The sequence below is a fragment of the Hyphomicrobium nitrativorans NL23 genome, assembly GCF_000503895.1.
Taxonomy (GTDB): domain Bacteria; phylum Pseudomonadota; class Alphaproteobacteria; order Rhizobiales; family Hyphomicrobiaceae; genus Hyphomicrobium_C; species Hyphomicrobium_C nitrativorans.
The window spans coordinates 157,527-170,022 of record NC_022997.1; the positions used below are offsets into that span (position 1 = coordinate 157,527).

Annotated in this window: 12 protein-coding genes; 7 read left to right on the forward strand and 5 right to left on the reverse strand. The window is 65.0% G+C overall.

Annotated elements, in window-relative coordinates:
• Positions 1-113: 113 nt before the first annotated feature.
• Positions 114-755 carry an SCO family protein gene (locus tag W911_RS00690; RefSeq protein WP_023785587.1) on the reverse strand — a complete coding sequence of 214 codons (642 nt, stop codon included), beginning with the start codon at positions 753-755 and terminating at the stop codon, positions 114-116.
• A 350-nt stretch (positions 756-1,105) separates the two neighbouring features.
• Between W911_RS00690 and W911_RS00695 the strand changes: the two genes are divergently transcribed.
• The gene (locus tag W911_RS00695) at positions 1,106-2,530 is read left to right on the forward strand and encodes an ActS/PrrB/RegB family redox-sensitive histidine kinase (protein ID WP_023785588.1); all 1,425 of its coding nucleotides are present in this window, start codon (positions 1,106-1,108) and stop codon (positions 2,528-2,530) included.
• A 160-nt stretch (positions 2,531-2,690) separates the two neighbouring features.
• Complete coding sequence (locus W911_RS00700; protein ID WP_023785589.1) at positions 2,691-3,257, forward strand: ActR/PrrA/RegA family redox response regulator transcription factor; 567 nt, start codon at positions 2,691-2,693, stop codon at positions 3,255-3,257.
• Positions 3,258-3,287: 30 nt separating this feature from the next.
• Here W911_RS00700 and W911_RS00705 read toward each other — a convergent pair whose 3' ends face one another.
• Entirely contained in the window at positions 3,288-3,809 is a 522-nt protein-coding gene (locus tag W911_RS00705) for an MmcB family DNA repair protein (RefSeq protein ID WP_023785590.1), read from the reverse strand.
• A gap of 182 nt (positions 3,810-3,991) precedes the next feature.
• On the opposite strand from W911_RS00705, the gene W911_RS00710 reads away from it, so the two are divergent.
• The 5 genes from W911_RS00710 (at position 3,992) to W911_RS00730 (ending at position 10,050) form a co-directional block, all read left to right on the forward strand.
• The gene (locus tag W911_RS00710) at positions 3,992-6,445 is read left to right on the forward strand and encodes an AAA family ATPase (RefSeq protein WP_023785591.1); all 2,454 of its coding nucleotides are present in this window, start codon (positions 3,992-3,994) and stop codon (positions 6,443-6,445) included.
• Positions 6,442-7,308 (forward strand): universal stress protein, encoded by an 867-nt coding sequence (locus tag W911_RS00715; protein ID WP_023785592.1) that lies wholly within the window; start codon positions 6,442-6,444, stop codon positions 7,306-7,308. Before W911_RS00710 ends, W911_RS00715 begins: the two co-directional genes overlap by 4 nt.
• 194 nt (positions 7,309-7,502) lie before the next feature.
• Entirely contained in the window at positions 7,503-8,234 is a 732-nt protein-coding gene (locus tag W911_RS00720; protein ID WP_023785593.1) for a TerC family protein, read from the forward strand.
• A gap of 15 nt (positions 8,235-8,249) precedes the next feature.
• Positions 8,250-9,137 (forward strand): bifunctional DNA-formamidopyrimidine glycosylase/DNA-(apurinic or apyrimidinic site) lyase, encoded by an 888-nt coding sequence (gene mutM, locus W911_RS00725; RefSeq protein WP_023785594.1) that lies wholly within the window; start codon positions 8,250-8,252, stop codon positions 9,135-9,137.
• A 124-nt stretch (positions 9,138-9,261) separates the two neighbouring features.
• Positions 9,262-10,050 (forward strand): enoyl-CoA hydratase, encoded by a 789-nt coding sequence (locus tag W911_RS00730; RefSeq protein ID WP_023785595.1) that lies wholly within the window; start codon positions 9,262-9,264, stop codon positions 10,048-10,050.
• On the opposite strand, the gene W911_RS00735 is transcribed toward W911_RS00730, so the two are convergent.
• The 3 genes from W911_RS00735 to argF form a co-directional block, all read right to left on the reverse strand.
• Positions 10,013-10,678 (reverse strand): hypothetical protein, encoded by a 666-nt coding sequence (locus W911_RS00735; protein ID WP_023785596.1) that lies wholly within the window; start codon positions 10,676-10,678, stop codon positions 10,013-10,015. The genes W911_RS00730 and W911_RS00735 overlap by 38 nt on opposite strands.
• 13 nt (positions 10,679-10,691) lie before the next feature.
• Positions 10,692-11,285 carry a hypothetical protein gene (locus W911_RS00740; protein WP_023785597.1) on the reverse strand — a complete coding sequence of 198 codons (594 nt, stop codon included), beginning with the start codon at positions 11,283-11,285 and terminating at the stop codon, positions 10,692-10,694.
• A 238-nt stretch (positions 11,286-11,523) separates the two neighbouring features.
• The gene (gene argF / locus W911_RS00745; RefSeq protein WP_023785598.1) at positions 11,524-12,459 is read right to left on the reverse strand and encodes an ornithine carbamoyltransferase; all 936 of its coding nucleotides are present in this window, start codon (positions 12,457-12,459) and stop codon (positions 11,524-11,526) included.
• Positions 12,460-12,496: the final 37 nt, after the last annotated feature.

A 12,496-nucleotide genomic window follows, 5' to 3' on the forward strand; every position in this document is an offset into this window, starting at 1 on the left:
CGCGAACGGCCAGGTGCGGCGCGTTGGCCGCAAGACACGGAAGTTCGTTGATTTTCTCGCGCGTCCCCCGCCGCTCAGGATGCACTGATTCGCGAGGCTTGACTCGTGCGCGCCTACAACACCTTGGCGAGTTCGGTGGCGAGCGTATCGGCGTCCACCGTGTGGGGGAAATGTCTGATGAACTCGCCGTTCTTGTCCATCAAGTAGAGAAAGGCGCTGTGATCGACGTTGTAATGATCCGGCGTCTCCGGATTCTCGACCTTCTTCGCGTACACGCGATAAACCTTGATTGCGCCTGCGACGTCGTCGGCCGGGCCGGAAAGCCCGACGATGGCGGGGTGGAAACTCTTGACGTACTGGCCCGTCACTTCCGGCGTGTCGCGCTCGGGATCGACGGTGATGAAGATGGGCGTCAGGGCCTTCGCTTTGTCGCCGAGCTGATCGAGGGCTGCGGCAATGATCTGAAGGCCGGAGGGACACACGTCGGGACAGTTCGTGAAGCCGAAGAAAACCAGCATCGGCTTGCCGGAGAAATCCTTCTCCGTTACGCGCGCGCCCTCGGCGTTGACGAGGCTGAACGGGCCGCCGATCAGCGCCCGCCCCGTCGATGCCTCACGCGGGTCACCTGTCTGGCCGAAATCGGCAAGCAACAGGACCGCCGTCACCACGCCGGCCAGAAGCCCCATCAACAGCGCAAGCAAAAGCGTGCGCCGCGACGTGCCCGCTCTTTTCGCCTCACCCGTATTTCCCGCCATGGCGCGTCACTCTCGTTTTTTTATCGATGCGTTCGGCATTCGGGATGCGCTGAACGCTCCCGCCCCGCGGGTCTAGCCTAAAGGACACGGAGCGAGGCTGCGGTGCGCAAGGTATACAAAGATGACTGGAATTTCCCAGGCCATATGGTCGCCCCCGCTGGGGCCGCGGCCACGCTCATCCACCCTTTCGCTCTTGCGAAATCGCACTTCGGCGGTTTACCGGACCGCAGAAGCCCCTATCTTCGTGTCAGGGTTTCCCCCGCCCGGGCCGTCCGCTGGCATAGGGGCGGGCTGGGCCCGTATGCTAATACTCAGGGCTCACCACACGCCCAAATCGGAAGCCGTCACCCGTGCCTGGAAATCTACTCAAAGACGTCGAACGTAAAATTCTCACCGGCAGCGACAGCCGGCTGAGGCTGCTCACCATCGTCCGGCTGAGATGGCTCGGCGTGTTCGGGCAGATTATCGCGGTCAGCATCGTCTACTTCGGGCTCGGCTTCGACCTGCCCGTGGGACCCTGCCTGATCGTGATCGCGGTGTCGGCGTGGGTGAACGTCTTCCTCGGGATCCTCTATCCGGCGCGGCACCGGCTCTCCGTCAACTTCGCCACGACGCTCTTGGCCTACGACATCATCCAGCTTGCCTCGCTGCTCTATCTGACGGGCGGCATCGACAATCCCTTCACGATGCTGATCGTGGCCCCCGTCACGGTGTCGGCCGCGACATTGCCGTTCACGCGCACCATCGGGCTCGGGGTGCTGGCGGTGGTCTGCGCGACGTTTCTCGCCTTCTACGGGTTGCCGCTCCCATGGATGCCCGAGGGCGGGCTTTATCACCCGCTGGTCTACAAGCTCGGCGTTCTCGCCGCCGTCGCGTCGTCCATGCCGTTCCTCGCGCTTTACGTCTGGCGATTGACGCAAGAGGGTCAGAAGATGTCGACGGCGCTCGCCGCGACGGAACTCGTGCTCTCGCGCGAGCAGAAGCTGCATGCGCTGGACGGCCTAGCCGCGGCCGCGGCGCACGAGTTGGGCACCCCGCTCTCCACGATCACCCTGGTCACCAACGAACTCGACCGTCAGATCGAAAAGAACAGCCCGTATCGCGAGGATATTCTGCTTCTGCGGAGCCAGGCTCAGCGGTGCCGGGAGATCCTGCAGAAGCTCACGCGCCACCCGCGCGACGAGGACCCGCTGCACGCGAGCCTGAACGTGAAGGAAATGATCCACGAGGCGGCATCGCCCTACATGGCGTCGGGGACGATCCTGGCCATTCGGGCCGCACCAGCCGCCTCGGCGGCTGGGCCTGACGCACGCGTGCCTCTCGGCGTCCGCAGGCCCGGCGTCATCTACGGTCTCGGCAACATCATCGAGAACGCGGTGGATTTCTCGAACACCCGCGTCGACATCAGCGCGGAGTGGGACGGCGATATCGTCTCCGTGCTGATCGCCGACGACGGGCCCGGCTTCAAACCGGAACTTATCGAAAACCTGGGCGAACCTTATGTGACAGCGCGTGCGGCCGTGCGCCGGAACCGTAGCAATCCCAAGGTTTCGGGGCTCGGGCTCGGGTTCTTCATCGCCAAGACGCTGCTCGAACGCTCCGGCGCGCGGCTCCATCTGGACAACCGGCCGGCGCCCGAGCATGGCGCCCGGGTGCATATCATCTGGCCAAGAGCCGCCTTCGAGGCGGCACCCGAAAGCCGGGAGCCGATCCACCCAAGGGCCCAGCTCAGAGAGCCTCCCGGTCCGGGCGATCCGATTTCCGATGCGATATAAGGTGCTAGGACAACAGAAGAAACGAGGAACCCGGTGTATTCACCATGTTCTGGACTCCGCAGATTTGCGCGATGTCCCGGATAAAACTCGTGATAAAAGGTTTGAGTCTATCCCTGACGAAGCATAAGCCGCTCATATAAAGAAACTCGGGAGGTGCGCGGTGGAGACCGAAGACCTATCATTCCAGAAAGACGAACTGCCCGAGGATCGCTCACTGATCATCGTGGACGATGATCGTGCCTTCCTGCAGCGGCTTGCCCGCGCCATGGAAACCCGCGGCTTCGATGTTCGCAGCGCTCACTCGATCGCCGAAGGCATCGAGCTGATCCGTGCCCATGCGCCGGCCTTCGCGGTCGTCGACATGCGGCTCGAAGACGGAAACGGCCTCGACGTCATTGCGGAACTCACGCGGACGCGGCCGGATTCACGCATTATCGTGCTGACCGGCTACGGTAACATCGCGACCGCCGTGTCGGCCGTGAAGCTCGGCGCCGTCGATTATCTCGCAAAGCCCGCGGATGCCGACGACGTGACGGACGCGCTGCTTGCCCCGCCCAATACGAAAGCCGCGCCGCCGGACAATCCGATGTCGGCCGACCGGGTCCGGTGGGAACATATCCAGCGCGTCTACGAACTGTGCAACCGCAACGTGTCCGAGACGGCGCGGCGGCTCAACATGCATCGGCGAACCCTGCAGCGCATTCTCGCCAAGCGCGCACCGAAGTAACAAAGCGGGCCGGCAGCGGCCCGTTTCTTTTTATACATCGAAGATGTCCCGGCCGATGGCGGCCGGGAGTGTCGGGTCTAGCAAGACCGAAAGCCGAGACGCGGATGCCCGCGCGATCCGGAGCGTCATGGCCTTGCGCCTCGGTGCGGCGAGACGGTGATCGGGTGCTGGGCGCAGGATTTCCCCGCCATAGCGATCGGCGACGATCAGGCCGGTTTCGCCCGGCAGTACGTCGAGCGGGAATACCGGCAGCACCGCAAAAAACAGGCGATCCGAATACTCCCGGTATTCCGGCCACTTGTGATCGGCGCGGAAGTCCTCAAGGCAGGATTTGATCTCGACGATCCAAATTCCGCCGTCGGGCGCGATCCCGATTACGTCCGCGCGGCGGCCGTTCGGAAGCGGCATTTCCGAAATCGCAGCGAGGCCATGGGCCGCCAACAGCCGCACGACACCGCGACAGATCTCTCGCGCAACGTCCGACTGCGGACCGCCGAGGCTCGGCGAGGGAATAGAGCCCCCCAAAATCCCGTTATCTACAATGTCGTTCATGCCGGTCACGGATCTGCCATGCGGGACTGACACCAGATTGCCTTGATGTCCATCATAGTCCCGCACTCTCCTTCATCTCGTTCGTCGAGGCCATTCTACATGACAGGCACGCGGCAATCCGCCCTTTCCGGGCCGGATGGCCGTGCTCTCCACTTCGAGTTCTCGTGAGGCCCACGCGATCCATGTTCTTCAAGAGGCGTAACAAGGAGAAACCGGCCGAGGCGGCGGATGCGTCCGAGGCCGAGAAAAAGGGCGATGTGCCGTCCGCCGAGAGCGCGGGCGCGCCGTCTCAGGGACAGGGGATTCCCGCGGACGCGCTGCGCCGGGGCGTCGACGCCTCCGCGCTCGGCTTCAAAACCACCGCCGACCTCGAACCGGACGATGGGCCGTTCGGCCAGGACCGCGCCCTCGCGGATCTCGATTTCGGCCTCAAAATGCGCGGGCGCGATTTCAATATTTTCGTACTCGGGCCGCCGGGAGCGGGAAAGCGGACAGCCATCCTCGCTTATCTCTCGAACGCCCAACGCGGCACCGCCACGCCAGCGGACTGGGCTTATGTTCAGAGCTTCGAAGATCCGCATCGACTGCGCGCGCTCAAGTTCCCGGCCGGGCGTGCGCCTTTTCTCGCGGAGCGTGTCGCTGCCGCCGTGCGAGAGCTTCGCGCAACCCTTCCCGCCGCATTCGCGGCGGAAGACTATCGCGCCCGGCACCGCGCTATTGAGGAAGACTATCGCAACGCGCACGACGACGCGCTCGATGCCCTCCACGCCAAGGCCGCCGAACAGAACATCGCCGTGCTACGCACACCGCTCGGCTTCGGCATGGCGCCGATGCACGACGGCCAGGTGGTGAAGCCCGAAGTGTTCAACCAGCTTCCCCAGGTCATGCGGCGCGACGTGGAAAGCCGCGTCGTGACTTTGCAATCGGAGCTCGAAGCGATCCTTACGAGCGCGCCCGCGGTCGATAAGGAACGGCGGCGCCAGCTTGCCGCGCTCGATGTCGAGACCGCGCGCCATCCCATCGAGGCTGCACTCGACGACGTCTCGCAAGACTTTGCGGACGTCCCGGAAGCAACGGCATTTCTGGCGGATCTGGAGCGCGATCTCGTTGCCAATGCGCAGGCGTTGCTCTCGTCCGCGACGCAGGACGCGTGCCTCGGCCGCTACGTCGTCCATGTGGTCGTGACGCACGCGAAGGATGCAGGGGCGCCCGTCGTTTACGCGTCCGATTTCACGCCGGAGAGCCTGATCGGCTGCATAGCGCCCGCAGATGACACTTTAACACCCGCAACCGCCACACACCGCATCCTCGCGGGTGTGCTTCACATGGCGAACGGCGGTATGCTGGTGCTCGATGCGCGGGGCCTGATCGCCACACCGGAAACCCGGAACGCGCTCAAGCGCGCCCTCAAAACGGGAGAGATCCGGCTTGGTCCGGCGTCGCAGGACACCGATCCGATCCCGCTCGATGTCAAGGTGATCCTGCTTGGGACGCACCACGACGCCGAGCGTCTCGAAGCAGCCGATGCGGACTTCGGGCGTCTCTTCAAAGTGCGGGCGTGCTTCGAGCAGGCAATGCCGCGCAGCGCCGTGAACGACAACCGCCTGGCGCGCCTCATCGCGTCGATTGTGAAGACGCACGCGCTCAAGCCGTTCGACGCGGGTGGGGTCGCGCGGTTGATCGAGGATGCAAGCCGCATCGCCGGCCACCGCGACAAGGTCACGCTCAACATCGGGCGGATCTCCGACCTCGCGCGCGAAGCCGATTTCTGGTCCAAGCACGCCGGACGCGACGTTACGACTGCCGAGGACGTGGCGCGTGCGATGAGCGAGCGCACGCAGCGGGCGGATCGCGTTCGCGAGCGGACGGGCGCACCGAGCGCAGCCGCCCCCATTCCCGACAATGCGGCTGGAAAAAAGTCTGGACATACGATTGCGCTCAGCACCATCGAGGCAAGCGGCGTTCGCTCCGGACAAGCGCATCGCGTTGCCGCGCGCGCCCATATTGGACGGGGGCGCGTCACGGACATTGTGTGCACGCAAGCGCCCGACGCGATTCACGGGGAGATCGTGCGGAGTTACCTCGCCGGGACATTCGCGCGCGACATTCCCCTCGCACTCGCTGCGACGCTCGCCGTTGATCCGCCCCTTCGCGGTGCTGCCGAAAACGGCATAGCGCTCTCCAAGCTTCTCGCGCTCCTCTCGGCGCTTGCGGATCAGCCGTTGCGGCAGGATATGGCCGTGACAGGCGCGGTCGATCCATGGGGCGACGTGCAGCCGGTGGACGGGATCAACGACCAGATCGAAGCTTTTTTCGATGCCTGTCAGGCTCACGCTCTTTCGGGCACGCCGGGCGTTCTTGTTCCGGACGCCAATCGCGCGCATCTGATGCTGCGCGAGGACATCGTGGAGGCCGTGCGGAACGGGCGCTTCGCCGTTCACGCCGTCAAGACCGTGGACGAAGCGCTCACGCTCATAACGGGTTGCGAGGCAGGCGTGCGCGGCGCCGACGGAAAATTTGCCGCCGAGAGCGTGAACGGACGCATCGAAGCCAAGCTGCGGGCGTTCGCGGACGCCCAACGCACATTCGAGCGCGGCGCGGACAAGTCCCCGGGCGCTCGGGAGGGCCGCGCATGATCACGCATGTGGCGGAGGCCGGAGAACAGCGGGGCCGTGTCGTGCTGTGGATGGGGGGCGCCGACGACCCGCAACAGACCGCAATCGAGGCTGCGTTCCGCCTTGCGCAGGCCTTCCAGGCGGAGGTCGAGAGCCTGTTCGTGGCGGACCATCAGCTTTTCGATTTCGCTGCACTGCCGTTTGCGCGCGAGGTCCCGCTTTCAGGCCGAGGATCTCGAAAGCTTACGGCCGAGGCGCTTGCTCGGCAGATGAAGGCTCACGCGTCGTCGCTTCAGCGCCGCGTGCTCGCGCAGGCGAAGGCCGCAGACGTGAGAGCGGAAGCGCACATCGTTCGCGCAGAGCCCGTGCATGCTCTCGCCGAAGCCTGCGCGCGCAACGGCCCATGGAACGTGGTGACCATGGGTATGCCCATCCGGCGAGGCAACGGAATGTCGCTCACAAGCGTGTTCGAGACGGTGCACGCCACGACCGGGGTCGTCGTCGCCGGACCCAAGGCCCAGCGCACCAGCGGACCCGTCATCGCCATCATCGACGACCTCGACCGGACGATGCCCATGATGCGCGCCGCGCGCCGTATCGCGGCGGCGACGGCGAGCGAAGCGCGGCTCTGCCTTCTCGATGAAGCGCACGGCCACGACGCGTGGCTGGAAGGACAGGTGCGGCTTGCGCTCGGTGCAACACCGGCGGTGAAGCTCGACGTCGTGGACATGGGCCTCGAAAGCCCGCGATCGGTGGCGCAGACACTGCGCCGGGAGGGCGCGGGATTCGTCATCGCGCGCTTCGGCGGCCATTTCGTGCGGGACGAAGAGGATGTGGCACCGCTGGCGGAGATCCTGGAAGGTCCGCTTTTTCTCGTGCGCTGAACGGTCTCTCACCTCGCCCGGCCCAACTCGGGATCGTTCTCGCGGAGCAGCGACCCTATTGGGGACTTGTCCGCCCGCGAGGCAGAGATTATCAGCTCCTTTCGGGGACGACCGCCGACGCTTTTCGCCGTGTTCCCTCACTCCAAAGATGGTGACCGACCGCTCGTGAGCGACCGGCCACGAAAGGCCTCACCATGACCTGGCTGGATGCACTCGGGATCGATACCGCCTACGCGCTTCAGATCCTCAAGATTATCGGCATCGACATCGTGCTCGCGGGCGACAACGCCGTCGTGATCGCCATGGCGTGCCGGATGCTCCCGCCCAAACAGCGCATGATGGGCATCCTGCTCGGGGCAGGGGTGGCGATCCTGCTGCGCGTCGTCTTCACGCTCGTGGTGCAGCAACTGCTCGACGTGCCGCTTCTGAAACTCGCTGGCGGATTTCTGCTGGTCTGGATCGCGCTCAAGCTCGTCACAGCGAGCGATCCTGAGGATCATAACGTCAAGAGCGGGACGAGCCTGTGGGAAGCCGTGCGCATCATCGCCATCGCCGATATCGTGATGAGCCTCGACAATGTGCTTGCTATCGCGGCGGCCGCGCACGGGGATCCGATGCTGATCGTGTTCGGCCTCGCGCTTTCGGTTCCGCTCGTCGTCGGCGGTGCGACGCTCATCACCTCGCTGCTCGTGCGCTTTCCCATTCTTATCTGGGGCGGGGCGGCGTTGCTCGGTTGGGTCGCGGGCGAGTTGATCGCGACGGAGCCGCTGCTCGCAGGCGTGATGCACAGCGTGGGAGAGGCGCTCGGCCTCACGGCCAAAGGCGTCGCGCGGGTGTTCGAGGTGCTGGGCGTCATCGTCGTCGTGTCCATCGGACTCGCGATCCGGCGCTCGGCGGATCCGGCCCGCAGCGACGGCACAACCTGAGGATCATGGCGCGTCATGCCTGAGCTGCCCGAGGTCGAAACCGTTCGGAGAGGCCTCCAACGCGCCTTCGTGGGCCAGGTCATCCGGCGCATGGACGTCCGCCGTCCTGACCTGCGGTTTCCGTTTCCCGAGCGCTTCGCCGAGCGCCTCACGGGCGCGCGGGTGCTCTCTCTCGACCGGCGGGCCAAATATCTCGTCGCACGGCTTTCGACAGGCGAAGCCCTTCTCATGCACCTCGGCATGACGGGGCGGTTCCACGTCAAGAACGCGGACGAGACGGATGCGCGGCTGATGGGCGATTACGCCTATGGCACGGCCGCCGAAGAGCGGCATCTGCATGCGCTCTTCGCGCTCGCGGATGGCGCGGAGGTTGCGTACTTCGACCCGCGCCGCTTCGGCTACATGCTGCTGATCCCCGATGCGGAATTCGACGCCCATCCGATGATGCGCGGACTTGGCGTGGAGCCGCTGACGGCAGGCCTGGACGCGCACTATCTCGCGGCCCGCGCGCACGGGGCGCGCCGCGATCTCAAGGCGTTTCTTCTCGACCAGCGTATCATCGCCGGGCTCGGCAACATCTACGTGGCCGAAGCCCTGTTCCGGGCCGGGCTCAAGCCCTCGCGGCCAGCATCCGTCCTGGCAACGCCGGGCGGAAAGCCGACGCGGTACGCGGAGCGGCTCACCGGCACCATCAAGGCTGTTCTGGAAGACGCAATCGCAGCCGGGGGATCGACACTTCGCGATTACCGCCATGCCGACGGGCAAAGCGGCAGCTTCCAGGCCACGTTCGAAGTCTACGGCCGGGAAGGCGAGCCTTGCGTCCGGCCCGGCTGCCGGGGCATCGTGCAACGCAGCATCCAGGGCGGCCGGTCGAGCTTCCATTGTCCGGTCTGCCAACGCTGATCCTCTAGAACGCCCGATCCGACGAGATCGGATCGGACGCTCTAGATCTTTGATGAGACCGATGATTCACGCTTCGGACTGATAAGGTCCGAAGCGATCATGGTCTAGCGAAAGGCGGCACGGCATGGCGGGAACGGAGACGACGTTCGAGACGATCCTGGTCGAGACGCGCGGGCGCGTGGGGCTGATCACGCTCAACCGGCCGGGCCAGCTCAACGCGCTCAACGATCAGCTCATTGCCGAGCTGAACCAAGCGCTCGACGTTTTTGAAGCGGATGAGGGGATCGGCGCCATCGTCGTCACCGGATCCGAAAAGGCATTCGCGGCGGGCGCCGACATCAAGGAGATGCAGGCCAAGACCTACATGGAGGCCTACAAGGGCGACTTCATCGCGAGTTGGGACCGCATCTCCCGCGCGCGCAAGCCCGTGATCGCGGCGGTGGCGGGCTTCGCGCTCGGCGGCGGTTGCGAGCTTGCCATGAGCTGCGATCTCATCCTCGCCGCCGACACTGCCAAGTTCGGGCAGCCCGAAATCAAGCTCGGCATCATGCCGGGCGCCGGCGGCACGCAGAGGCTTATCCGCGCGGTCGGAAAATCGAAGGCGATGGAGCTGTGCCTCACGGGACGGCTGATGGATGCGGAAGAAGCGGAGCGGGCCGGGTTGGTCGCGCGCATCGTGCCGGCGGCGGAATTGCTCGACGATGCGCTCAAGACCGCGGAGACCATCGCGTCGATGTCGCTCACCGCTGCGATGATGACCAAGGATTGCGTCAATCGCGCCCACGAGACGACGCTGGCGGAAGGCATCCGCTACGAGCGGCGCACGTTCCACGCCATGTTCGCCACCCACGATCAGAAGGAGGGGATGGCGGCCTTTACCGAGAAGCGCCGTCCCCGGTTCCGGAACGCGTGACGCGGGTTTGCGTCATCGCGGACATGACGCACAATGCGATGATCGCGATCCCGCCCCACAGGAACACCTCGTTGGCGGCCCAGTCGCCTCTCAAGGTCGCGAGCTTCCCGTCCCCGATCATGTAGGCAAGGCCGAGACCGACCGCGCCGCCGTGGGCGATGGTGAGGATCAGCGGCGGAACGGGCCAATTGCGGGCGTTGCCCAACAGAATTCCGTAGATCCCGAGCGACGCTGCGAAGACCGCAGCGCCCGTGGCGTATTGAAACGCGTGGCGCCAGACGAGATCCGAGAGCGTGTACATGGCGAACAACGCAGACGCGCCCCATGCGTAGACGAATGCGGCGAGCCAGACGTTGCATCTCAGCGCTTCCTTGACGACCGCTGGCCCTTCCTGTCCGGCAAGGGGGTGGCTTCCACGCGACCACAACGGCGCGTTGATGCCGAGCCCGGTGCCGACGACCAGCGCCACCAGGAGGCCTGCCGCCAGCGCCGGCAGAAAGCGATCGCCGCGTCCGGCGCCCAGCACCATCATCGTGATGCTCACCGCGGCCGCCAACAGCAGCCACGGAAGAAGCGGCCGAAGCGAAATGCCCGGAGCGAAAGCCCGCCCATGCTGATTGATGCTCATTCCGGAGACTTGCCTAGGAAGATTTCTTGGGCGCGTCAATCAACGCGTGTGCCGAGATGACCGCGAGACCGAGCGCGCCGAAGAGGAAGATGGCGTTTCCGGCCCAATCGGCCTTGCGCGTGTAGAGGAACTCCTTGTTGGGGTCGATGCCGAGGCCGATCATGGTGACGATCATGCCCACGAGTTGGCCGATGCCGAGATACCGGCCGATCTTGAGCATGGTCTCGTCTTCACGGCCTTGCGCTGCGTCCTTGGACAGCATCCAGGAAAAGCCGAGGCACAGCAGGCCCACGCCCACGAACGCGGCAGAGAAGTGCGACCACTCCCGCCAGTACATGACCAGCGTATAGATCAGGATCAGCGCCGCACCGCCCCAGAGCCAGATCAAGCCCATGTAGCGGGCGGTCGTGGCCTCGATCAGGCTCCGCTTTGCGCCCGCGCGGGTCAGGCTTCTGCGCTCGGTGACGCCGACGGCCGCGAGAAGCAGACTTACGAATGCGGTCGTCGCGAGCAGCGCCACCGGCTCCTCAGCCTGCGCTGAATAAACGGCGGCGGCGAGCCCAAGGCCGAGGATCAGCCCCCAGCCAATGATGGTGTGAATGCTCATCGCGGTGTTCCCCCTGCCCTGATCCAGCGTGTTCGAACGCAGATGCTCTTACACCACTTTTCGAAAGGCTGGGAAGCGCGCTGCGAGCAACTCTCTTCTGTCATCCCGTCCGAAGCGAAGCGGAGCGCCGGGACCCAGCGCTAGAGCCGTCGAAGACGCGATATTTTTGCGATAGAAGGTTTTGCTAGGTCCCGGCTCGGCGCTCCGGCTTCCGCCGTCGCTTGGCCGGGATGACATTTCAGACGGCGCCCAGGCACCAGGCGAGAATGGCCTTCTGGGCGTGGAGGCGGTTCTCCGCCTCATCGAACACCACCGATTGCGGCCCTTCGAGCACGCTCTCCGTCACCTCGTTGCCGCGATAGGCCGGCAGGCAGTGCATGAAGATCGCGCCTTTCGCGGCCTTTGCCATCAGAGCCTCGTCGACCATGTAGGGCTTCAGAAGCTTCTTGCGGCGGGCTTCGTCCGTGTCGCCCATCGACACCCACGTATCGGTCACGATGCAATCGACGCCACTCACGGCTTTCGCCGCGTCCTTCATGATGGTGACGTTCGCCTTTTCACGGCGCACCCAGTCCACGATGTCTTCTTTCGGCCGCAACTCGTCGGGGCAGGCCACGCGCAGCTCGAAGCCGAACTTGGCCGCAGCATGCATCCAGGAGGCCGCCACGTTGTTGCCGTCGCCGACCCAGGCCACCTTGCGCCCTTTGATGGGCCCGATGCTCTCCTCGAAGGTCAGGATGTCGGCCATGATCTGGCAGGGATGCGATTTGTCGGTCAGGCCGTTGATCACCGGCACCGTGGAATTCTTCGCAAGCTCAAGCAGCGTGTCGTGCGAATTGGCACGCAGCATGACGGCATCCGCATAGCGCGACAGCACGCGCGCGGTGTCGGAAATGCTCTCTCCGCGCCCGAGCTGAAGGTCGTTCTGGTTCAGCATGATCGTCTGGCCGCCGAGCTGACGCATGGCGATGTCGAACGACACACGCGTCCGCGTCGACGGTTTCTCGAAGATCAGCACGAGAACGTCGTCCGCGATGCCTTTCGGGCGCAGTTTCACGGGCACGCGCTTGCCGGCCGCCTTCATCGTGTGGGCGGCGTCGATGATGCGACGGAGCGTGCGGGCGTCGATCTCGTCGAGATCGAGGAAATGTCGAATAGCGGAGGGTTTGGCCATGGCGCTTGGGCCGGCTCCAGGTTCCGGGGTTAAGATT